This is a genomic window from Bradyrhizobium ontarionense, from assembly GCF_021088345.1.
Taxonomy (GTDB): Bacteria; Pseudomonadota; Alphaproteobacteria; order Rhizobiales; family Xanthobacteraceae; genus Bradyrhizobium; species Bradyrhizobium ontarionense.
The window spans coordinates 1,894,643-1,916,198 of the sequence record NZ_CP088156.1 but is presented as its reverse complement, the minus strand read 5'-3'; the positions used below and the strand labels follow the sequence as shown (position 1 = coordinate 1,916,198).

Here is a 21,556-nt window from a genome sequence, read left to right as displayed (position 1 = left end):
AGGAGGATCGACCATGTATCCACGCCTTGCGGCCTGCGCGGCTTTCGCGCTGATGCTTTTTGTCACGCAGCAACGAGCCAGCGGTCAGGACTGCGCGTGCGGCCCCGACTTCTGCCAGGGCGATCCTCGATACGCGCCCCGGCTGGCAAAGGCCAAGGCGGCAATGCGCAATGAGGGCTATCCGGAGGACCTCATTGCCCTCATGGACAAGGGCGGCGCCTGTTTCGCCCGGATCGATCGCGCGCCCGTCAATTTTCATATTCGTGTCTACACCGCCAACGCGTCGGAGGACGTAGAGTGGAACGAAGATAATGACCGCATTGCGCGGACGAATTTGTTGAACGGCAAGATCAATGGCTACTTCAAGTTCAACACTCTGAGAGCGTTCAAATGTTGCGGAGAGAAAGAATACAACGAGCGCGCGGATTACGATTCAGATCATGACGTCAATCGGAGTATCGCTATCCAGTGTTTGAAATCCGGCGGCAGCGTCGCTTGTCAGTGAGAGGCCTCCGGCCAGGCAACTGCCTGTCGGCCGATCGGGAATGGCAACAGGGTGAGAGGTATATTTCGATGAGATGTTTCGTTGTTATGGTCTTTCTACTCTGGTTCGCGCCGGCGGTTGCGCAACCCGTTCCGTGCAAGGGAAGTGATCTCGCAAGCGCAAAGGCTGCGCAGGTCGACGCGCAAAACACGCTGAAGGCGGCCCTGAACTTCCTCCACGGCAACGACAGCAAGACAAAACAGCTCGTGAAACGGTGGTTTGGAAGGAACGACCAAGCGACTATTGACCAGGTCGTTTCGGTTCTCGCGCGGACCTCGGATTGGGTCGGCAAGGTATCGCTCTATTGCCTGTATGCAAATGACGGTTCTTTGGTTGAGTCCACCACAGCGCCCGATGGCTCCATCGTTCTGCGGGATACGGCAGGAAACACCTTCGCATATGTTGATCCCGGTGATCTTACCAAGATCAATCTCGGCCTTGCGTTCTTCAACGCACCTGCGACGGGGACAGATGGCAAGCTCGGTGCAATCATCCACGAGGTAACTCATTTCTTCCTGACCGGAAATACGGACGACATCCGTTATGGACGCGACGATTGCCTCAGGCTGGCGGGACAGGATCCCGACTCGGCTTTGAAGAATGCCGATAGCTACGAATACTTTATCGAGGATTGGCTTGCCTGAGCAACTGTCGCGTTGAGTTGAGGCGATGTCCGGAGGCGGGATGACGGTCGTGTTCCGTACCTGAAGTCTCGGGGCTGCCTAGTCGCCTGTGAGATACCGCCGTGTCTGCTAGACAATCTGATTTTCACACGCATGCACCAAGGAGCTTCTCGTGCGGCATCTGTCATTTACCGTCTGAAACACCAATTAGTTTAGCACGGCGTCGACGTCCCCGTCCTGAAAATCGATACCGCGGAGGACGCCCGCCATGAAGGCTCGCGCGGTCTCGGCCATGTTGTTGAACACGGTCATCAGATCGTTGCGGCAGAATTAGCAGAGCGTGATGCGATAGGAGTGTTTCCCATCAGTGGCTGGTGGAAAGAAAAACCCTGCGCTTCAGCGCTGGGATCGCTCGGCGCGGTATGCCCTAATCGTTTCCGTGAGAGCACCGGGAACCAACATCGACATCTACACGCCGATCGCTAATCTGCTGGAAATTCCAATACCCGCTTCATGAGCAGTGGCAGCACGGAATAGCGAGTCCCGCCTTCAACGGGTAAGGGCGATCATTCAACGCGGGCATCGAGATACTTTGCGAGATCAACGAGAGCAATTCCCTTTGCGCATTTTGACCCGCTTCGATCCTGACCAATGGAATCGCGATTGCTCCAGTCGATATCTTCTGCACAAATTTAAAAGGTTTGAGGTGTGGGAAGTGGTCTCGGCACACATCCTCGATCGGTATAATCGCTTTGCCTCCGTATTGGGCCATCAAGAGAAAATGGGTATTCATTGACTACGCTTGACGCCGTTCTTGTTTGTTTTTTTGCGGTGGGATTTGTTCATGTGCTTGGACAGTCTGGCGACGTTGCGGATGGAGATCTTCCACTGCGACCGTAGGAGTAATCGTGCCGACGCTGTCGGTGGCAGTTTCGCCTGTTTCGGCGTTGAGGATCCAGATTTTCCGAGTTGGATCGGCGATGGCGACGTGGCGTTCGTCTCCCATATCAAACGGACACATAGGTTTTCCGCACAACTCTGTATAGACCGTGCGGTGCCAACTTGCCAAATGTTGCCCGGTTAGGAGATTAAAGTCGGCGAGCGCAAAAGTTCCATCGGCGAAGTTGTGATTGATCACACGTAGCCTAGCGCCAACCCTGCTGTAAGAAGTCATGCCGTAAAACCCCGGCTCAGGCACCGCTACAGGGTAGGATGCGAGCTCGCGCCAAGATAGTACATCGATGACAGAAGCAATCTTGTCCTCAACGAGGACTATTTTGCTGTCGCCTCCCAAAACTAGTATCGCCCGACGTCCAACCGGATTGCGAATTTCGTCGAATCGCTTGGTTCGTAAGACTTGGCCGGTTGTTATGTCGATCGATCTAACCCCATCTTGATCGATCGCGGAAAGCGCTCGCCGGGTTTGGGCAGGGGATAGTAGTCGAGCCCGGTCGGCATCTCCGGGCGCAATTGCGGCGTCAGCCGCTCCATATCGGCGGCCGCGAAATGGGCCAGCAATGCTTCACCGCCAGAAATGCTATCGAAGTGGGGTAATGACCTCCGCCAAACCTTCCGTACGATTGCGACAGCAGCCGGTGTCTCTGAGGTCGACTCCAAGCTTCTGATGAACCATGCCATTCCCGGCGTAAACGCAGGCTACATAATCTGGAGCATGGGAAACCGCTTTTTCAGTTCCTTAGCACCCGACTTTGCGCCGTCTGGCGAACAAATGGTTCTTGCGACCGAGGGCGACAGGACGGATTGCGCGTTCGACCGGATTGGTGTCGAGCTCGACGCGCCCGTCGTTCAGGAAGCGAGTCAGCCCATGCCAGCGCGAGAGTGCATAGCGGATTGCCTCGGCAAGCGTGCTGCGGCCGGAGACCAGGCGGAGCTGTGCATCGAGCCAGACGTTCAGCGCGCCGACGATTGGCTTGGAGAACATCCTGCGCTCGGCAAGTCGGTAGTCAGGCGATTGGCCGCGGATGCGCGCCTCGATCGCATAGAGCTCGCCGATCCGGCGCAGGGCTTCTGCTGCCACGGGGGACGTCGTGGCTTCGGCCACGTCGTAGAACTTGCGTCGCGAGTGGCTCCAACACGCTGCGAGCGTGATGCCCTCCTTGTCGGCCAGCTGCTCGAAGCCAGCATATCCGTCGACATGCAGGATGCCCTTGAAGGCAGCAAGATGTGCGACCGGTCGCTCCGCCTTGCGATCTGGAGCGAACAGGTAGATGGCCGCCGGAGGTTCAGGTCCGCTCCAGGGCCGTTGCTCGCGGGCGTACACCCAGAGCCGTCCTGTCTTGGTTCGTCCGCGGCCAGGATCGAGCACTGGAATCGGTGTGCCATCGGCAAAAAGATGGTTGGAGGCGAACACACTCTTGCACAGCCGTTCGTGCAAGGCCTCAAGCCACCAGCATGCGCCACCAACCCAGCCCGCGAGCGTCGAGCGGCAGAGATCGACGCCGTGACGGTCGAAGATCTGCGACTGCCGATAGAGCGGAAGATGATCGCAATACTTGCTGATCAACACGTGCGCGAGCAGCGCAGGCGTCGCCAGGCCGCCAGCGATCAATCGCTCTGGCGCTCCGGCTTGCACCACCGTGCTGCAGGCGCGGCAGGCGTATTTCGGACGGGTCGTACGCAGGACGCGAAGCTGCGCCGGGACCCAATCCAGCATCTCGCTGACGCTCTCACCAATCAGATGGAGAGCGCCGCCACAGCAGCTGCAGACTCGATCCTGCACGTCGAGCAGAACGTCTTCGCGTGGCAGATGATCGGGCAGCGGGCGGCGTCGCGGCGAAGAGTTGGCTTCCGGTGTGATCTTCGGTTGCGCTTCCTCGACGCGCCCGATGTCGCTGTCGAGATCCTCCAAACCGAGTGCAAGCTGGTCGGGATCGATGCGCTCGGAACTACGGCCGAACTGCATTCGCTGCAGCTGTTTGATGATGGACTTGAGACGCTGGATCTCAGTATCGCGGTGATCGATGGCGGCCGCGATGTCGCGCACCAGGCGCTGCAGAAGCTCAGGATCGGATGGGAGATTGGTGAGATCGAGCTGCATGTCCGATGGTACTCGAACACACTGATTCGTAGAAGAATCGCAACTCAGTTCAGCACTACATTTTGCAGATCATCCTGCAATGGCAGGCTTCCAGACACGCTCTGGCGCGCGCCAGTCGATGCCTTCGATCAGCATCGCGAGCTGCGCAGGAGAGAGCGTGATCGAGCCATCATAGCCCGCCATCACCGGCCACACGAAGCCGCCCTGGTCGATGCGTTTGGTGAACAGACAAAGGCCGCTTCCGTCCCAGAACAGGACCTTCAGGATCGATGCCTTCTTGCCGCGGAAGGCAAACAGATGACCCGAGAACGGATCCTTCTTGAGCGTGTCCTGCACCAGCATTGCGAGCCCATCCATGCCTTTGCGCATGTCGGTGTAGCCGAGCGCCAGGTGCACCTTCACGCCTGCAGGAACGAACATCATGATGCTGTCTCTCCGCTTTCGATCTGCGCTCGCACCGCATCCGGATCGCTGCCGGCGGGAGCGAAGACGCGCCGTCCATCACGGAGATCGACGACCATCATGCCCTCCGGTGGACGCACGAGATCGCGCAGGGCGCGTGCTGCGGGCAGGTCGTTGGGCAGCACGACACGGGCGAGCTTGGAGCGCTTCTTTTGCGCGATGCCGAACTGCGCGCGCCAGCGGAACAGCAGCCCGGTGACGATCCCATGCTTGCGGGCGACGGCAGAGACCTTGGCGCCTGGTAGCTCGGTTTCCTTGGCGATCGCGAGCTTTTCCTCGTCGCTGAAGAAGCGGCGGGCTGGCATTTTGGGCGCGGTCGGATCGCCGATCTCGGCGGCTGTCAAGCGGCGTTCGGGCTGTGAGTTCCTAGCACTAGTGCTAACGGCGGGACGGGCGGAGGGATGAAGATGGGCACGCCAGTCGATCGTGACCTCGCCGGCGGCCAGTCGGTCGCGCCATTTGCGCAGCGAATGCGGCGACAGCTGCATCGCCGAGGCGTAGGCGCGGAGCTCCATTCCGCTCCAGTTCAGTGCCTCGACATGCATCGCCCAGAATGCCTGGGACGCCCGATTGCGCACATCCGAGGTGACCGTGAACCTGCGCTGCTTCTGCTTTCGGAGCGCCTTTTCTCGCTCTTCCCGGGCGCGCTCGCGGCGCAATTCCGTCTGATATTTCTCGAGTTTGAGCGCAGTCTCGTTGCCGGCCAGCCGCTTCAGCCAACGCCGCAGAGTGTTCTCGGTCAGACGTTGTTGCTGGCAGTATTTGCGGATCCCGAGACCGCTGCGACGCCACGCTTCGATGTGCAGCGACCACCATTCGCGGCGCGCTCTGTTCTCGAAATGTTTGGATCCCACCGGAGATTCTCCACAGCAGCAGAGAACTCGAAATGGAACGACAACACACGAGGGGGAAGGCGTGCAGAGACCGGACGCTTACAAGTCGACGTTCTAGGGCAAGATAAAAGCGGCTCGCCGGTTGAACTGCAAGCCATTGACATGGCTTGCGTTCAGCCGTGCCGGTCGGTCGGTGGGCGTGCCGCTATTAAGATTTTTGCGAACAAAGTCAAAGATCATTTCGGCACTGATCGTGCTGTAGCGAACTCTGGCAAAGACTCGGATCATCCCCGACAAGCCGAGTATTCGCTACTCGGTCTGCGCCGGCAGATGGAGTCTTGGAGACTAGGCTGACGCATTCCGCCCGAGCTGAGGGGAAGGCCGTATTAGCCGATGCCTCGGATTGCGCGTCAGGTGGTGTCGCCGTTGCCGCCTTCGGCCTGCTATGTGGTCGCATCGACCTCCGATCCTCGCCGCTCCAGCCAGAAGCCGGGTGCCTGATACCAGACCCGTTCGGACTCGGCGGATGATGGAATGCCACGGTGGAGTGCTTGGATCGGAGCATTCATGATCGGCGAGTTCTCGAGGGCGCTCTTCAGCCGGCGGCTGGCGTCCTCATCCCGGCCGTTTGTGCAGGGGTAGATGCTGACGCCGCCGATCGATGATGCCTCGAACGAAGCGCCGCGGCGGACCACGCGCAGCAGGAAGCCAGACCAATCCTCTATGGTCAGCGGGAGCAGCAGCCGCCCGTTGTCGGCGAGGCCATCGAGCCATCTCGCTGCGGGATGCGTGCAGCCTGCGAACACGATCGTGACGTCATGGTCGCTCGCGCCGGCATGGAAATCTCGGCCGTCGCCCGAGATCACCTTGACCTGGGGCCAGCTCCTCAGGTTGGTCTCGGCTCGAGCGGCCAGATCTGGGTCGACTTCGATCGCGGTCACCTGCCCGGAGGGCCCGACAATTTCGGCGAGCACGGCTGAATAGTAGCCGCTGCCCGCTCCGATCTGCAGCACCCGTTCACCTCGGGCGATATCGAGGTGCTCGAAATTGCGCGCCCAAAAGCTCGGCATCCCATTGTTGAGCTTCCGGGTCGGGTCGATCGAGACCAGGACGTCGTGATAGAGCCAACTCGGATCGTCGTCCGGGGTGATGAACGGCTCCCGGTAGGGGTATGGTATGATCCACCAAGGACCTGCGCCGACGAACGCCTCTCGCGGGACGGCGCCGAAGGCTTCGATGATGTGTGGGTTGCGCAGGACTGGCGTCTTGCAGCGTAGGTCTTCGGCATACCAGCGGCGTGCATTTGCGATCTGATTCACGGTTTTCTCCTCTCAGCATGGAGAGGATGCGGATCTCGGAACGGTAGTGCGGACACGGCCGAAAATTTTTCCCGAGGCTGTCCGCAACGTATCTGCTCGGCCGCATAATAGGGGTCATGGAACGATCGATTGGCACCCCTGGAGTTGGCTCGAACGCCGGTCGCACCGTCGCCGATGCGGCGGCCGCGATCGAGGCCCTGTCTGAGACCGATCTGGTGCGCCTGAAGGCCCTGGCGCAATTGTGGGGCCGCGGGCTACCCGGAGGGATCGGCTGGGCCGACGTGCTGCATGAGGCCATCCTCCGCGTTCTCGACGGATCGCGGGTCTAGCCGCTGGGTGTGCCGATCCTGGCTTTCCTGTCCGGCGTCATGCGCAGCCTCTGCGACGATTATTGGCGGCGCGTTCGGAGCGAGCAACGGCTACTGGTCAGCCGCGATGATCCCGGCCAGCACGGCGTCCCGAGCGATCCCGTTGACGAATTGGCCGATCCCGAACGCGTGGCTGTGGCGGTCGCAGGGCTCGCCGAGGTGTTCCGGCTGTTTGCAGGAGATCCGGTCGTGTTGCAGATCATCGACGGGCTGGCCAACGGCCTCGCGGCCAGGGACATCTGCCGGGCGTATGGCATCTCGGCTATCGATTACGATACTGCGCGGCGGCGAATGCGGCGCGCGCTGCTCCGCCACCAACGGAATTGGAGCTCGCCATGACACGCTGGCACCCCCGTCTCGAACTCGCGCGCCTGCTCCAGGCGCTCAGCGATGATATCATTGCGGCGACTGACGAGGAGTTCCGGGAGATCCAGGGACGTGCCTTGGCCGGCACGGCGAGGCAGGTCAGGCGTCTCGTCAAAGCGGCGCAAGCTGCCGAGGGCGGCGAGCCCCGCATTGTCAGCTCTAGTGATACAGAACGCGGCCTGGAGTCTGTCCTATCACATCACAATCGGCACTGATTGGGTGGGAGAAGGCCTGGAAGAGTAGGGGAGCCGGTTTCTCTGAGGGACAGTCGGCTGAGCAGGGCGGCCGGTTTGGGGGACAGCATGCGGTCCACGGCAAGGCTCGCACTGGCGACGTTCATCATGGTTGACGCCTCTCGCGTGGCCTAGACCTTCGCGACCTGTCGATCGCATGGCGGCGTAGCACAGCGAAGACTCGGCGATATGCGAGTCCAGAGTTGCTGTGGCACAATCGACATATGTCGCCGTGCGGCCATTGCCCGAGTGAGCTGCGCGCTCCGACCAATGCGAGGTCCTGCAAGCTCCTGAACGGGACGTATCCTCTCGTGAGCTTCGCACTCCGTTTCGGCGGGGTAGGGTGCCGTCGGCCGGCTGAAGTTCGCGCCGATCTGCATGGGCTCACCTGGATGGTCACCCGCCGGTGACCATTGTCCGTCGGGAGCACAAGGCGCAGTTCACCATCGTCCCGAACGCGGTCTTCGCGGATTCCCGCCTCTCGGTCGAGGCCAAGGGCGTCCTCGGCTATCTCTTGTCGCGTCCCCATAAATGGCACGTCCGCCTCGATCATATCGGGCGAACCCTCCTGGTCGGCCGCAAGAAGCTCCAGCGCATCTTCCGAGAGTTGATCGCCGCCGGCTACGTCACCCGCGAAGCGCAACGAATTGTCGACGGACATCGGTTCGGCGAGATCGATTACGTCGTCCGTGACGTGCCGGCGCCTGTGGATAAGTCGGCGCGTCCGCGGGGTCGAAAGGGACCTGCGGCTCCGCGGGTCCAAAAGGGACCTGCGTATAAAGATTCGCCGCAGGGCCCTGAGGGACCTGCCTATAAAGGACTATATAAAAACAAATCTGCATTGCCGGCGGGCCTCCCTCTTGATGGTCGGCCGGAAACCATCGACGTGACGCTCCGTCGGCTCGCCGAACAGCAGGATGACGCTCGCTTTGATCCAGGGATTGTCGCGCTCTTCGACGACGTTGCTGAAGGTTGGGAATTGATCGCCGCGATCCCGGACCCAGCACGGGACGAGTTGCGTCAACGCTACCGGCGGGGTGAGCTCGACCGGTTTGCGATCATGGAGCTTCGGACCCGATACCGACATTTGCTGGGTGGCGGCCGGCCGAAGGGTAGGTAAGCGATCGGGCTGTCGCGGGGCGCCCAGATTGTGCTGGGTGCAGTGACGTGACGAAGCTCCAAACCGCTGGAGGGAGCCGGCGGGGCGGTCCAGGGGGCCGAACCGGAAGCTATGCCGTGTATCATCCGGATCTCTGCCTCCTCGTGAATATGCGCTGCAAGACCCGGAGCGGGCGCAGGAGACTGAAGCGAAAGGATCGGCTATTCCTGGCGCCGATCTCCTTTGGGGCACTCCAAGGACGTCCGGAAGGATTTGGAGAGCCATGGAGCCAAGGGCGCAGCAAAGGGGGCAACAGTCGCCACACTATGTTAACACTGCGGCTGGCCTCTTGACTGGTCTCAGCATCCGCGGAGTGGCTTCGCTGCCAGTCGGTTCAGTCAGGATTCTCAACTATCCCAATTGCACGAAATAGCGTCCGAAACTCCGCCTGGGGACTTCGGGTGTTGCTAAGCATTCGCCTAGCCTCCATCCGTCGCATCTGCGTGCCTTCGATTTCGTCGCGGCGATCAATTCGCGGCGGCAAAGGAAAGATATCGCGGGCGACAAATGAGGCGAGACCACCCCTAGATGCCAAAGCGCGAACCGATGCTTCGAAACGCTGCGGAAAAGCTCGGCCTCACCGTTCCTGAGGCTGCGGTACTGTCTTCGCTGGGCCAAACGTCCCTTTACAAGGCCATCAAAGAAGGGCGGCTGCGAACCCGAAAGTATGGCACGCGGACGATCATCACGCGCGCAGATCTGGCATCCTTCTTGGAAAACCTGCCCGATGGGATCAAGCAGCCTGAGCGGTGACATCCTCGGCGGGGCAGGAGGATACTTGAACTTTCAGGCGACCTTTATCGGAGTCACATTGCTCTTTGGTCGTTGTGTTGCGAAGTCCGCGAATGTCTGCATCACATGCAGTCGCTTCTTCAGGGCCTCGCCGCGCTTATAGGCCTTTTCGGCATCATCGCCCGTGATGTGGTGCAGGCAATGCTCGACGATTTCTTCCTCGAAGTGGGTTTGCTCCTGCGCCCAGGTTCGAAACGTCGTGCGGAAGCCGTGCACAGTCAGGGATTCGTCTCCGGTGAGCTCCTTGAGATACTTGAGCATGGTCATGTTGCTCATCGGTGTCTTTAGACTGCGACCGGGAAACACGAATTCGTCACTCACGCAGCTGTCGTAAGCCTCGCGCAAATAGGTCAGGGTCTGCCGGGGCAACGGCGTGCGCTTCAACCGCTCGTTTTTGGTGCCGAGAAAGCCAAGATCCCAGATTCCGTTATCGAGATCGACTTGCGCCCAGCGCATGTTCTGCACTTCGGCGGTTCGTCCCAAGGTCAGAATAATGACCTCGAGCGCCCGCGCGCTTTGCGTCGAGATGGCGCTGAGCTTGTGCATGAACGCCGGTAGGTCTTGGTAGTCCATCGCCTTGTGGCCGCCCCGTATCGTGCCACGCCGCCGTTGCCTGGGCATGATCGGTTGCAGTCGGCTGGCCCAATCAGCCGGGTTATCTTTCGGTCGCAGGTTTTGAGCGATCGCTGCGTCAAGAATCTTTTTGATGATCTGGCGAGCGGAGCGGGAGGTCTCAGGCTGGGGCCAGATCGGCATGAGCACATTGACGACATGTGCGGTTTCGATCTCGTGGACCCAGTGCTTGCGGAGCGGATGGCAGATGACCTGCACGATGCGCTTCAGCTTTGCTCTTGCGGCCTTGTGCCTCATGCCGGTCTCGTAGGTTCGCCGCCATTCCTCGGCGAATTCGCCGAACTGGCGCGATCCCTGGGTGCGGCGTTTCTCTACGTCACGGTGCTCTCGCGGATCGGTCCCCTTCGCCAGCAGCCGCAGAGCGTCAATCGCCTTATCCCTGGCCTCGGAGAGCTTCAGGCCGCTTTCCTTGGCCGAACCGAAGCCCATCTTCTTGATGATGCCGTTGCGCTGGTATCGGAACGCCCAGCGGCGGCCGCCACTTGGGGTGACGATCAGGTAGAGGTTGTTGCCGCACGGGTATTCGCCGGGCCCGACGGAGAGATAGTTCTTGGCGGTGATCTCGGGCTTTTGAGTTAGAAGCTGCACGGGAGATTCGAACTCCTGTCCCTCGCTGAAAAATGCAGCGTTTCAGGTGAGGGTGATTCTAACTCAGGTCGAGGGATGGCCAAAGGGACGGTCTGGCGGAGCTTGCCGACGATCGCCGATGGTACGCTGCAGTCACCGAAGGCGCGAAAAACCACGATCTCACAAGGTGTTATCGTGCGCTTCGGTGATGATCGGCGATGGCGGGTGAAGGGGGGCGAAGACGGGCCTGGCGCGCTCGGAGAGATTCGAACTCCCGACCCTCGGAATCGAAATCCGATGCTCTATCCAGCTGAGCTACGAGCGCGCGCTGCGGGACCACCCCGCGAAACTCCGGATATCAGACTTGGCCGAGCAAGGCCAGCCTTCAGGGCGGTCGGACGTGACATGCAGCGAACACTCATGCCGCTTTAACGGCGCCGTCCGTGCCGCGTCGTCAGAAGCAGGGATGCCGGTGGCGATCCTGGCCGATATAGGCCGCGGAGCTCTGGTAGCAGTGGTTGGTCGAGGGGCCGTCATAGAACGCGAAAGTGCCGGGCGCCGGCCCGGGGCCATAATTGTGCAGGTAGCTGATCGCGTAGGGTAGCCCGTTGAAGGCGTGGTGGCGGTGGTGCCGATGATGGCCGCGGGCCTCCGACGAGGTCGGAACCAGGGCTGCCGCAGCCACGATCAAGGCGGCAGCGACCATTGCAAGCTTGCTCATGTGTTTTCTCCGGAAATCGCCCTAAGGCCGGACATTTGGCCGGCAATCTAACTCGAAAGGGCCGGAAAGGGTGCGGGAAAGGTGACCGGCTCGCCAAATTTTTGTCCTTTTCCGCATGCTTAACGAATTCATGACAGGGTCCGGCAATTGCGTCGCGCGCACGGTCCTTGTCCCTGCCGCGACTTCGCCGAGACGAGACCGGGTTTTCGTCCATCCATGAACCGCCTGCTTCCATTCGTCGTGCTCGCGCTGGTCGCCGCCGCACCGGCGCGCGCGGACCTGCACATCACGCGCGATCACGGCGGCTACATCGAAGAGTACAAGGCAAAGTACAAGCACATCCGGGACACGCGTCAGCGGGTCATTATCGACGGCATCTGCAACTCCGCCTGTACGCTCGTGTTCGGCATCGTGCCGCTCAACAAGGTTTGCGTCACGCCGAAGGCAAGTCTCGGCTTCCACCAGGCCTACTACGACAAGGCCTTCACCTTCGGCATCAAGGTCACGAGCATCGAGGGGACATCCGAGCTGATGTCCTATTATCCCGACACGGTGAAGGACTGGATCCGGCGCAACGGTGGTCTCACCACCGAGATGAAGCGGATCAAGAACGGCGTCGAGCTCTGGAAGATCGTCGATCCCTGTCCTGACGCCTGGTGACGGTCGCGCCTTTGCCCGCCACAGATTGGACCGTGCGGCCCCCGGGTGTGATGCCGCCACAATCGCCCGATCGGCCCTGACTCCATCAGTATCTCGCAGCATCTCGGCCTCGCCTCTCCCGCAATGCGGCGAGGAGCCAAAGGCCCAGTCAACGTCATGTTCCAGCGAGCTGTCCGAAAACAGCTGCTATCCGCAGTCGGCCGAACAACGACGAACGAAACAATCCAGCGCCAGATTGTCCCCGTGACCGGGCACTGGATTGCTTCGCCGAGACGATCGGTGAAGGCGATTGCTTGCCTTCAGCCAGACCAGGCAGCTCAGCGCTTGGCCTTCTTCGTCTTCTTGGCTGCTTTCTTCGTGGCCTTCTTGGCTGCTTTCTTGGCGGTCTTTTTCGCAGCCTTCTTTGCCGCCTTCTTCACGGTCTTCTTGGCCGACTTCTTGGTCGCAACCTTCTTGGCCTTGGCAGCGGCCCGCTTGGGTGCGGCCTTCTTGGAGGTCTTCTTCGGCGCCCGCTTGGCCTTGGGCGCCGGGGTGGTCACGGGATCCTTCGCGGCCTCGGGCGGCGTGCTCGGTGCTGCGATGGTCGGGTCGGTGAGTGTGGTGTCGTCCATATCGGTCCCCCGATCTGTTGGAAACCTTGCGACGATAGCTGGATTCTCTCTGCTGTCAAAGCGAGCCCAACTAATCACTTGTGCGCAGCGTCGCATAAGCGGCAAGCGCGCGCTCGCGGCCCTGCTTGTGATCGACGATCGGCGCCGGGTAGGACCGGCCGAGCGCGATGCCGGCCTCGGCGAGTTCGAGCGGCTTGGCGGCCCAGGGTTGATGGATCAGAGCGGCCGGCAGGCGCGCCAGTTCGGGAACCCAGCGCCGTACATAGCTCCCCTGGGAATCGAACTTCTCGCCCTGCAGCATAGGATTGAAGACACGGAAGTAGGGTGCGGCATCGGCGCCAGAACCTGCGACCCATTGCCAGCTGGCCGGGTTGCTGCCGGGATCGGCGTCGACCAGCGTGTCCCAGAACCACTGCTCGCCCAGCCGCCAGTCGATCAGCAGATGCTTCACCAGCACCGACGCAGCCACCATGCGGACGCGGTTGTGCATGCTGCCGGTGTGCCAGAGCTCGCGCATACCGGCGTCGACGATCGGATAGCCGGTCCGTCCGCGCTGCCACGCCGCCAGCGCCGCACCATCCTGCGTCCACGGAAACGCGTTGAAGGAGGGCTGCAGGTTGCGCGTGGCGAGGTCCGGATTGTCGTAGAGCAGGTGGCGGCTGAACTCGCGCCAGCCGAGCTCGCTCAGGAACTTGTCGATGCCGGGCGCGAAGGCGGGACGCTCGGCTGCGGCGAAGCGCGCCGCGTGCCAGACCTGACGCGGGCTGATTTCGCCGAATCGCAGATGCGCCGACAGGCGGGAGGTCGACTCGACGTCGGGCCGGTCGCGGTTGGCGGCGTAGGTCCGCACGGGGGCATCGAGGAACCTGGCCAGGCGCCCCTGGGCTGCGCGCTCGCCGACTTGCCAGGTCGCGCGCAGGCCGCCGGCCCAGTCCGGCCTGGTGGGCTCCAGCGCAAGCTCATCGATGGCAAGGCTTGCGACCACCGACACGGAAGACAGCCTTGCCGGCCGCGGCAGTGGCTTCGGCGGATCGCCCAAGGCGAGCACGCGCTTCCAGAACGGCGTGAACACGCGCGGGCCGCGTCCATCCTTGCCGCGCAGCTTGCTTGGATCGATCAGCAGGTCGTCGGGAAACACGCGTGATGCAACGTCAATCTCGCCGAGCGCCGATTCGACGTTCGCCGCCACGGCGCGTGGTCCGCTCTGCGCGACATCGTTCCAGAACACCGCACGGGCCTTCGTCTCGCGCGCCAGCTGGCCGAGCACTTTTGCTGCGGGCCCGCGGCGGACGACGAGGTCGGCGCCGAGCGCCTGCAGATCGGCACCGAGTGCACGCAGCGATTGCGCCAGCCACCAGCGCGTTGCACCGCCGAGGCGCCGCAACTCGGGGCTCTCCTGATCGTAGACGTAACTACAAACGACGGGGGCTACCGACGCTGCTGCTGCATACAACGCGGGGTGGTCAGATAGTCGCAAGCTCTCGCGAAACCATACGATGATAGGGGGCGATGACATTAGCAGGTATCTTATTGCCGCTTCCGAAATGACTTCCGGTATTCTACTCCCCGGAAAATAACTCGTTCGAAACGAAGTACGGGCACTTTGAGAACCAGTTGCACTTCCTGGAAGGTTTATGTCGTTGTCCGTCAAATTGAAGCTCGGCACCAAGGCGCTGATCTGTGCCGCCGTTGTCATCGCGCTGAATACGGCGCTCGTCGTCGGTGCGGCGTATTGGTCGCTCACGTCGGATTTCGCCGATCGCGCCAAACGCGACATCGAAGGCAACCTGCGCACCTTTGCGCTGACGTTCACCGAAACCTTCAAGGACGCGAAAGTCAGCGTGCAGAACGGCGTCGTTACGCGCATCGAGATTCCCGCGATCCCCGAGATCAAGGATCACGCGATCGTCGACCGCGCGGTGTCCTATGTCGGCGGCAGCGCCACGCTGTTCGTCGTCGACGGCAACGGTCAGTTCGTGCGCCGCTCGACCAATGTGAAAAAGGAGAATGGCGACCGCGCGGTGGGCACTCAGCTCGCCGCCGATCATCCGGCGCAGGCGCTGCTGCGTCGCGGCGAGGCCTATAAGGGACCGGCGACGCTGTTCGGCAAGCCGTTCATGACGGCGTATTTCCCGGTCACCGATGCTGCGGGCAAGGTGATCGGCATCCTCTATGTCGGCGTTCCCATGGCCGAGCTCGACGCCATGCTGTCGCAGGCGATGCAGACCATGATCGTTGCAGCCGCAATTGCCGCGCTGCTCGTGCTCGGCCTCACCATGCTGGTCGTCCGGCGCGTCACCAAGCCTTTGACGTCCGTGACGCAGGCGCTGACCGCGATCGCCGAGGGCCGCGAGGACGTCCAGATCAAGTCCGACGATCGTGGCGACGAGATCGGTGAGATTGCCCGCAGCCTGGTTGTGTTCCGCAGCGCCGCGAGCGAGCGGCGTCGGATGCGCGAACAGCAGACCGCCTCCGCGACGGCGGCCGTGGAGGAGCGCAAGGCCGAGTTGCAGCGTTTCGTCGATTCGTTCCAGGCCAGCATCGGCGGCATCATCGAGAACGTGCTGAGCTCGTCGAGCGAATTCGAGCGCGAGGCGCGTCAGCTCACCCAGACGGCGCGCACCACGGCCGACCTGTCCGGGCAGTCGGCGGGCGCCTCGGAAACCGCCTCCGAGCATGTTCGTACGGCGGCTGCGGCGTCCGACGAGTTGTCCGGCTCGATCGCGGAGATCATCCGCCGCGTGCAGGAATCCAACGCCATCGCCGCCGAGGCGGTCAAGCAGGCCACGGCGACCGACCAGCGCATCAAGGAACTCTCCGACGCCGGCAACCGCATCGGCGACGTCGTCAAGCTGATCACCTCGATCGCCGAGCAGACCAACCTCTTGGCCCTGAACGCCACGATCGAGGCCGCCCGTGCCGGCGATGCCGGCCGCGGCTTTGCGGTGGTCGCCCAGGAGGTCAAGACGCTGGCCGGGCAGACCGCCAAGGCGACCGAGGAGATCTCCAGCCAGATCGCCAACATGCAGACCGTGACCCAGGAATCGGTCGACGCCATCAAGGCGATCGGCTCCACCATCGAGCGCATCAACGGCATTGCCGCGTCGATCTCGGCCGCCGTCGAGCAGCAGCGCGCGGCGACCCAGAACATCACCCATAGCGTCCGCTCGGCCGCGACCGGCACCGCCGACGTCGTCAACAACATCCGCAGCGCGGCGCGCGGGGCCGGCGAGACCGGCGAAAGCTCCAACCGGATGTTCGCCTCGGCCCAGGCGCTGTCCGGCGAAAGCCTGCGGCTCAAGGCCGAGGTCGAGAAGTTCCTCGACAACATGCGGGCGGCCTGACACGGCTGCTTATCCGTAGAGCAGCCGGGGCAGGATCGTCACGATGCCCGGGAACAGCGTGAGCAGCAGCACGAACGCGACCATGATGATGAGGTAGGGGGCGGTCACGCGGGCGATGTAGCCCAGGCCGTCCTCCGTCAGGCCCTGGATCACGAACAGGTTGAAGCCGACCGGCGGGGTGATCTGGGCCATCTCGACGGCCAGCACCAGGAAGATCCCGAACCAGACCTCGTCGAAACCCGCCGCCTTCACGATCGGCAGCACGATCGGGAGCGTCATCACGATCATCGAGAAGCCGTCGAGGAAACAGCCGAGGATCAGGTAGAACACGATCAGCACGGCGATCAGCATGAACGGCGACAGGCCGAGCCCCTTCACGAAGGCGGCGACCGCCTGGGGAATGCCGAGGAACGCTGCGGCATTGCCGAGGATCGACGCGCCGAGCACGATCAGCGCGATCATCGAGCAGGTGATCACCGAGCCGATCATCACGTCGCGCACCACCTGCAGCGACATCGATCCCTGAAAATAGGCCACCAGCGCCGCGCCGAGCACGCCGACGGCCGCCGCCTCGGACGGCGTGGCGAGGCCGCCATACATCGAGCCGAGCACGCAGGCGATCAGGAACAGGGCCGGGGCCAGATCCTTCAGCGCGGCGAAGCGCTCCGCCCACGGCACCTGCGACAGCTGCGCTTCCGCCTTTGGCACCATCGCGGGCTTCAGGGTCGTGTGCAGCATCACCCAGCCCATGAAGGTGCCGGCCAGCAGCAGCCCCGGCAGCACGCCGGCAGTGAAGAGCTTTAGAATAGAAACGTCGCCGAGCACGCCATAGATGATCATGATGTTCGACGGCGGGATCAGGAAGCCGAGCGTGCCGGCGCCGGCGAGCGAGCCGATCGCGATGTCGCGCGAATAGCCGCGGCGCAGCAGCTCGTTCAGCGACATCCGGCCGATCACCTGCGTGGTCGCGGCGGATGAGCCGGAGATCGCGGCGAAGATGGTGCAGCCGATGACGTTGACGTGGAGCAGACGGCCCGGCAGCAGGCCGGCCCATGGCGCCAGGCCCTGGAACAGCGAGCGCGACAGCCGGGTGCGGAACAGCAGCTCGCCCATCAGGATGAACAGCGGCAGCGCCAGCAGCTCCTGGGTGGTCAGGATGTTCCAGGCATATTGCGGAAGCAGCTTGTCGAGCGGGATCGAGCGGAACATCGCCAGCAGCAGGGTCGCGGTGAAGGCGAGCGTGAGCCCGATCCACAGGCCGCCGGCCAGCAGCGCGAACAGGATGGCGAACAGGGCGATGACTTCGATGGTCATGGGGAGGTGGAGTCCGCGGTGAGTGGGGCGGTCGGGAAGGGATGGGCGGAGGGCAGGCTTGGTCCGCCCACTCCGTCATTCCGGGGCATTTGCGCGCGAAATGGCGAAGCCATTTCGGAGCAGCGCGAATGAGCCCGGAATCCATAACCACAGGCAGACGTTGTGAGTTGACCTGGTATCCGCGAGCGTGCCTCGCACCGTATCCTGTGGCTATGGGTTCCGGGCTCGCGCTCCGACTTGAGGCCGACATGCGTCGGCCTCAAGCTCCGCGCGCCCCGGAACGACGCGTGGAGAGGGCGGGCGTCCCAGTGAGCATTCGGTCCGCTGGCTCGCCTGCCGGCGCACCAGTGACAGCTGCCGATGCTGGCAGTCGCCTGCAGCGGCCACACGATTGTTTTGAGTCGTCCGCGCCCCCTCATTCGACCGGCGAGGCCTTCATGCGGTGGTCCTCCAGGGGCAGTCCCAGCGCCGCCTGAATCGCGCGGGCCAGGAACTGCAAGGTGAGCAGCAGCATGCCGAAGGTGACGACGGCTTGCGGAAACCACAGCGGCGTGTCGCTCGAGGTCGAGACCTGGCCGCGCATGAACGCGCCGAAGGCGAACTTCGTCATCGACCAGGTCAGGAAGGCCATGAAGGCGAAGCCGGTGGCCGCCGCCAGCACCTCCAGGGCCCGCTGCACCGGCGCGGGAACGTTCTTCAAGAGCAGCACGACGCGGATGTGGCCGCCGACCCGCAACGTCATGGCGGCGCCGAAGGTGAACGAGGCCGCCATCAGATAGGACGAGTATTCCCAGGCGATCGAGATGGTCGGCGGGAAGAACGGCAGCACGTTCGACAGCGCCCGCGTCGTCACCTCCGCGAGCATCAGTAGCGTCAGGGTCAGCAGGCAGCCGCCGCCGATCCAGCCGTCGAGGCGCCCGAGCCGGTCGATGCCGTCGAGCAGCAGCCGCAATGGCGCCGGCGCCGACGCGTTCAGGCTCGCCGGCGTTGCGGGTGAGAGGTTCAGGAGACCCTCAGCCACGTTTCATCTCGGCAAGATAGGCCTTCACCGGCTGTTCGGCCGCGGGCACCCGCTTGACGAAAGCGTCCATCAACGGGGCTGTCTTGGTGCGGATCTCCGTCATCATCGCCTCGGACACCGGCACCACCTCCATGCCGCCGTCCTTGAGCCGGCTGAGGCTGTCGGCGTCGGCCTTGAGCGAATTGGTCCAGAAGGTGGGCTCCATCTTCGCAGCGACGTCAGCAACCGTCTTCTGCTGCTCCGGCGTCAGCGCCTTCCACGAATCCAGGTTCACGTTGAGCATCTGCGACGACCACACATGGTTGGTCGGGTAGATGTATTTGAGGAACTCCCAGAACTTGCCGTCGACGCCTGATACCGCCGAGGTGGATACGCCCGCCACCGCGCCGGAGGCGAGCGCCGGGATGGTCTCGCCCCAGGGGATCATCACGGCGGCCATGCCGACCGCGTTGAGCATGTCGACCGCGTTCTTGTCGGGCACGCGGATCTTGATGTTCTTCAGCCCGGCCACATCAGCAACCTTGGCCTTGAGATGCAGGTACTGCGTCGGCCACGGCACGATGTAGAGGATCTTCTGGTTGTTGCGCGCGGCGATCTTCTCATATTCGGGCCGCACATATTTGTGCAGCACCTTGAGCTCGTCCATCGAGCCGGCGAGGAACGGGATGCTCTCGACGCCCATGAACGGCTCGTCGCCGACCTGCTGGATGTTGAGCACGTCGGCCAGCGGCACCAGGCCATCGCGCACGGCGCGCAGATGTTCGGGCCCCTTGAAGCCGAGCTGACCGCCGGCCTTGACGGTGATGTTGACCGCGCCGCCGGTCTGCTTCTTGACTTCCTCGGCGAACGCCATCGCGTTCTGGGTGTGGAAGTTGCCGTCGGGCCAGACCGTCGACATGTCCCAGTTGGTCGTGGCGGCGCGGGCGCGGGTCGAAATCTGCGTTGCGGCGAGCAGGGAGGCTGCGCCAGCGGTGAATGTGCGTCGTGTAATCATCAGTCTCTCCGGTGATGTGCGTTTGACATGGTCACTGCTGTTTCAGCGAAGACAGTGCACCCTCTCCCCTTGTGGGAGAGGGTGGCTTCGCGTAGCGAAGCCGGGCGAGGGGTCTCTCTCCGCGCGCGCATTTGCCGAGAGAACCCCTCACCCGGCGCCGAGCTGACGCTCGTCGCCACCCTCTCCCACAAGGGGAGAGGGTGCACCGCGCGTGCCGCGAGAGGGGTGCCCCGCGCTGGGCGACGGCTGAGCAGCCGGCTCACACGATCGTCCATCATCGCGCCTGACCGTAGACCGCCGCGGCATTGTCCGCCGACACCAGCCCCGCCTCGACATCGCCTTGCACCAGCTGTGCCGCACGCTCCCGGGGATCACCGATGCCCGCCCCACCTGGCGTCAGCACCACCAGGCGGTCGTCCGGCGGCACGGTCTGAAAACCCTTGCCGCGCAGTTTCTGGCCCGACTTCAACCCGACATAGCCGGCCTGGCCATTGTGGCCGCCGTCGCGGCCGCGCGGCGGGTGATCGATGCGGTCGAAGGCGGCGAGGATGTCGAAGGGAGCGTCGACGCCGCTGCCGACCTCGATGATCTGGCCGAGGCCGCCGCGGGTGCGGCCGGCGCCGCCGGAGTCGGGGCGCAGCTCCTTGCGCCAGAAGATCAGCGGCGTCTGTGTCTCCGCGATCTCGACCGGGGTGCCGCGCACGCCGGAGGGATAGGCGGTCGCCGACAGCCCGTCCTTGTCGAAACGGGCGCCGGTGCCGCCGTTCGACGTGACCGCCATGGAGAACCCGTAATTGCCGCCGGCACCGCTACGGGTCTGGCCGCGGACGTTGAGATTCCACAGGCAGGAGGTGCCTTCTGCAGGCACCCGCTCCGGGATGATCTGCCTGAGACAGCCGAACACGACGTCGGGCAGCATCTGGCCGATGACATGCCGCGAGGCGACCGGGGCGGGCTTCGGCGCATTGAGGATCGCGCCCGAGGGCGCCGAGACCGTGAGCGGCGACAGCGAGCCGGCATTGTTGGGGATATCAGAGGCCACCACGCAGCCGAGCCCGAACACGGTGTAGGCGGTGGTGTAGGACAGCGGCACGTTGATGCCGAACTTCGAGGCGGGCGAGGTGCCGTCGAAGTGGACGTGGATGCCGTCGTCCGAGATCGTCAGCGCGGCCTTCAGCGTCACCGGTGCATCATAGCCGTCGACCACCATCTCGTTGCGCCAGGTGCCCTTCGGCAGCTTGGCGATCTCGGCCAGCACGGCCTCGCGCGAGCGGTCGCAGACGTAGTCGCCGAGCTCATCGAGCGAGGCGATGCCGAACTCGGTCATCATCTCGACCAGGCGCTGGCAGCCGACATCGTTGCAGGCGGCGAGCGAATAGGTGTCGCCCTCGGTGTCGACCGGCAGCCGCGTGTTGGCGCGGATCATCGCCATCAGCGTCTCGTTGACGACGCCCTGGTCGATCAGCTTCAGCATCGGGATGTAGAGGCCCTCCATGAACACGTCGGTGCCGTCAGGGCCGAAGCCGATGCCGCCGATATCCATCAAATGGCTGGTGCAGGAGAACAGCGCTACCGGCTGGCCGTCCTTGAAGCAGGGCGTGGTGACGACGAAATCGTTGAGATGGCCGGTGCCCATCCAGGGATCGTTGGTGATGTAGGCATCGCCCGGCTTCATGGTGGCAATCGGGAAGCGCGCGATGAAGTGCTTCACCGATTCCGCCATCGAGTTGACATGGCCGGGCGTGCCGGTGACCGCCTGCGCCAGCATGCGCCCTTTGAGATCGAACACGCCCGCGGAGAGGTCGCCGCATTCGCGCACGATCGGGCTGAAGGCGGTGCGCAGCAATACCTGTGCCTGTTCCTCGACCACGGCGATCAGCCGGTGCCACATGATCTGCAGATCGATCAGGCTCGTTGCTTGTGATTGGCTCATC

The 21,556-nt window shown here is 63.0% G+C and carries 21 protein-coding genes, 1 tRNA gene and 4 pseudogenes; 10 read left to right on the top strand and 16 right to left on the bottom strand.

Going from position 1 to position 21,556, the window contains the following annotated elements:
- Positions 1 to 13 precede the first annotated feature (13 nt).
- Positions 14 to 505, top strand: coding sequence for a hypothetical protein (locus LQG66_RS08670; RefSeq protein WP_231325431.1), 492 nt, complete (start codon positions 14 to 16; stop codon positions 503 to 505).
- 86 nt (positions 506 to 591) lie between these two features.
- Positions 592 to 1,188: a M35 family metalloendopeptidase gene (locus tag LQG66_RS08665; protein ID WP_231325429.1), complete on the top strand. Its 597-nt coding sequence runs from the start codon at positions 592 to 594 to the stop codon at positions 1,186 to 1,188.
- Positions 1,189 to 1,733: 545 nt separating this feature from the next.
- Here LQG66_RS08665 and LQG66_RS08660 read toward each other — a convergent pair.
- From LQG66_RS08660 to LQG66_RS08650, 3 genes and pseudogenes are all read right to left on the bottom strand, one after another.
- Positions 1,734 to 1,960, bottom strand: a pseudogene (locus tag LQG66_RS08660) (pyocin activator PrtN family protein).
- A gap of 3 nt (positions 1,961 to 1,963) precedes the next feature.
- Entirely contained in the window at positions 1,964 to 2,461 is a 498-nt protein-coding gene (locus LQG66_RS08655) for a hypothetical protein (protein WP_231325427.1), read from the bottom strand.
- A 110-nt stretch (positions 2,462 to 2,571) separates the two neighbouring features.
- Positions 2,572 to 2,706: pseudogene (locus LQG66_RS08650) on the bottom strand (carbohydrate kinase); the annotation flags it as partial.
- Here LQG66_RS08650 and LQG66_RS08645 point away from each other — a divergent pair.
- Positions 2,702 to 2,830: pseudogene (locus LQG66_RS08645) on the top strand (integrase); the annotation flags it as partial. The pseudogenes LQG66_RS08650 and LQG66_RS08645 overlap by 5 nt on opposite strands.
- A 57-nt stretch (positions 2,831 to 2,887) precedes the next feature.
- On the opposite strand, the pseudogene tnpC reads toward LQG66_RS08645, so the two are convergent.
- From tnpC to LQG66_RS08625, 4 genes and pseudogenes are all read right to left on the bottom strand, one after another.
- A pseudogene (gene tnpC, locus LQG66_RS08640) lies at positions 2,888 to 4,225 on the bottom strand (IS66 family transposase); the annotation flags it as partial.
- 69 nt (positions 4,226 to 4,294) lie between these two features.
- Positions 4,295 to 4,648: an IS66 family insertion sequence element accessory protein TnpB gene (tnpB, locus tag LQG66_RS08635; protein WP_231325425.1), complete on the bottom strand. Its 354-nt coding sequence runs from the start codon at positions 4,646 to 4,648 to the stop codon at positions 4,295 to 4,297.
- The gene (tnpA, locus tag LQG66_RS08630) at positions 4,645 to 5,541 is read right to left on the bottom strand and encodes an IS66-like element accessory protein TnpA (RefSeq protein WP_231325423.1); all 897 of its coding nucleotides are present in this window, start codon (positions 5,539 to 5,541) and stop codon (positions 4,645 to 4,647) included. The genes tnpB and tnpA overlap by 4 nt, the downstream gene beginning before the upstream one ends.
- Positions 5,542 to 5,963: 422 nt before the next feature.
- Complete coding sequence (locus LQG66_RS08625; protein WP_231325420.1) at positions 5,964 to 6,839, bottom strand: protein-L-isoaspartate O-methyltransferase family protein; 876 nt, start codon at positions 6,837 to 6,839, stop codon at positions 5,964 to 5,966.
- Positions 6,840 to 6,955: 116 nt separating this feature from the next.
- Between LQG66_RS08625 and LQG66_RS08620 the strand changes: the two genes are divergently transcribed.
- The 5 genes from LQG66_RS08620 to LQG66_RS08600 all read left to right on the top strand — a co-directional run bounded on the left by LQG66_RS08620 (position 6,956) and on the right by LQG66_RS08600 (position 9,718).
- A complete protein-coding gene (locus LQG66_RS08620; protein ID WP_231325418.1) occupies positions 6,956 to 7,168 on the top strand; it encodes a hypothetical protein in 213 nt (70 codons plus the stop codon).
- A gap of 9 nt (positions 7,169 to 7,177) precedes the next feature.
- On the top strand, positions 7,178 to 7,546 hold the full coding sequence (locus tag LQG66_RS08615) for an RNA polymerase sigma factor (protein WP_231325416.1): 369 nt from the start codon (positions 7,178 to 7,180) through the stop codon (positions 7,544 to 7,546).
- Entirely contained in the window at positions 7,543 to 7,788 is a 246-nt protein-coding gene (locus tag LQG66_RS08610; protein WP_231325414.1) for a hypothetical protein, read from the top strand. Before LQG66_RS08615 ends, LQG66_RS08610 begins: the two co-directional genes overlap by 4 nt.
- Before the next feature lie 424 nt (positions 7,789 to 8,212).
- On the top strand, positions 8,213 to 8,926 hold the full coding sequence (locus LQG66_RS08605; RefSeq protein WP_231325412.1) for a helix-turn-helix domain-containing protein: 714 nt from the start codon (positions 8,213 to 8,215) through the stop codon (positions 8,924 to 8,926).
- Between the two features lie 567 nt (positions 8,927 to 9,493).
- Complete coding sequence (locus LQG66_RS08600) at positions 9,494 to 9,718, top strand: helix-turn-helix domain-containing protein (protein ID WP_231325410.1); 225 nt, start codon at positions 9,494 to 9,496, stop codon at positions 9,716 to 9,718.
- A 33-nt stretch (positions 9,719 to 9,751) separates the two neighbouring features.
- Here LQG66_RS08600 and LQG66_RS08595 read toward each other — a convergent pair whose 3' ends face one another.
- From LQG66_RS08595 to LQG66_RS08585, 3 genes are all read right to left on the bottom strand, one after another.
- On the bottom strand, positions 9,752 to 10,978 hold the full coding sequence (locus LQG66_RS08595; RefSeq protein WP_231325408.1) for a tyrosine-type recombinase/integrase: 1,227 nt from the start codon (positions 10,976 to 10,978) through the stop codon (positions 9,752 to 9,754).
- Between the two features lie 227 nt (positions 10,979 to 11,205).
- Positions 11,206 to 11,282 (bottom strand) — tRNA-Arg (locus tag LQG66_RS08590).
- A 129-nt stretch (positions 11,283 to 11,411) separates the two neighbouring features.
- Positions 11,412 to 11,678: a hypothetical protein gene (locus tag LQG66_RS08585; protein ID WP_231325406.1), complete on the bottom strand. Its 267-nt coding sequence runs from the start codon at positions 11,676 to 11,678 to the stop codon at positions 11,412 to 11,414.
- Positions 11,679 to 11,894: 216 nt separating this feature from the next.
- Between LQG66_RS08585 and LQG66_RS08580 the strand changes: the two genes are divergently transcribed.
- Entirely contained in the window at positions 11,895 to 12,338 is a 444-nt protein-coding gene (locus tag LQG66_RS08580) for a hypothetical protein (RefSeq protein WP_231325404.1), read from the top strand.
- A gap of 317 nt (positions 12,339 to 12,655) precedes the next feature.
- Here LQG66_RS08580 and LQG66_RS08575 read toward each other — a convergent pair whose 3' ends face one another.
- Entirely contained in the window at positions 12,656 to 12,949 is a 294-nt protein-coding gene (locus LQG66_RS08575; protein WP_231325402.1) for a histone, read from the bottom strand.
- Positions 12,950 to 13,019: 70 nt separating this feature from the next.
- Positions 13,020 to 14,465: a cryptochrome/photolyase family protein gene (locus LQG66_RS08570; RefSeq protein ID WP_231327727.1), complete on the bottom strand. Its 1,446-nt coding sequence runs from the start codon at positions 14,463 to 14,465 to the stop codon at positions 13,020 to 13,022.
- A gap of 118 nt (positions 14,466 to 14,583) precedes the next feature.
- On the opposite strand from LQG66_RS08570, the gene LQG66_RS08565 reads away from it, so the two are divergent.
- Positions 14,584 to 16,293 carry a methyl-accepting chemotaxis protein gene (locus LQG66_RS08565; protein ID WP_231325400.1) on the top strand — a complete coding sequence of 570 codons (1,710 nt, stop codon included), beginning with the start codon at positions 14,584 to 14,586 and terminating at the stop codon, positions 16,291 to 16,293.
- Positions 16,294 to 16,302: 9 nt separating this feature from the next.
- Here the strand turns inward: LQG66_RS08565 and LQG66_RS08560 are convergent, their stop codons facing one another.
- The 4 genes from LQG66_RS08560 to LQG66_RS08545 all read right to left on the bottom strand — a co-directional run bounded on the left by LQG66_RS08560 (position 16,303) and on the right by LQG66_RS08545 (position 21,555).
- Complete coding sequence (locus tag LQG66_RS08560) at positions 16,303 to 17,607, bottom strand: TRAP transporter large permease (protein ID WP_231325381.1); 1,305 nt, start codon at positions 17,605 to 17,607, stop codon at positions 16,303 to 16,305.
- A 415-nt stretch (positions 17,608 to 18,022) separates the two neighbouring features.
- Positions 18,023 to 18,628 carry a TRAP transporter small permease subunit gene (locus LQG66_RS08555; protein WP_231325379.1) on the bottom strand — a complete coding sequence of 202 codons (606 nt, stop codon included), beginning with the start codon at positions 18,626 to 18,628 and terminating at the stop codon, positions 18,023 to 18,025.
- Complete coding sequence (locus LQG66_RS08550) at positions 18,621 to 19,622, bottom strand: TRAP transporter substrate-binding protein (protein ID WP_231325377.1); 1,002 nt, start codon at positions 19,620 to 19,622, stop codon at positions 18,621 to 18,623. Before LQG66_RS08550 ends, LQG66_RS08555 begins: the two co-directional genes overlap by 8 nt.
- 274 nt (positions 19,623 to 19,896) lie before the next feature.
- Positions 19,897 to 21,555 carry a hydantoinase B/oxoprolinase family protein gene (locus LQG66_RS08545; RefSeq protein WP_231325375.1) on the bottom strand — a complete coding sequence of 553 codons (1,659 nt, stop codon included), beginning with the start codon at positions 21,553 to 21,555 and terminating at the stop codon, positions 19,897 to 19,899.
- Position 21,556: the final 1 nt, after the last annotated feature.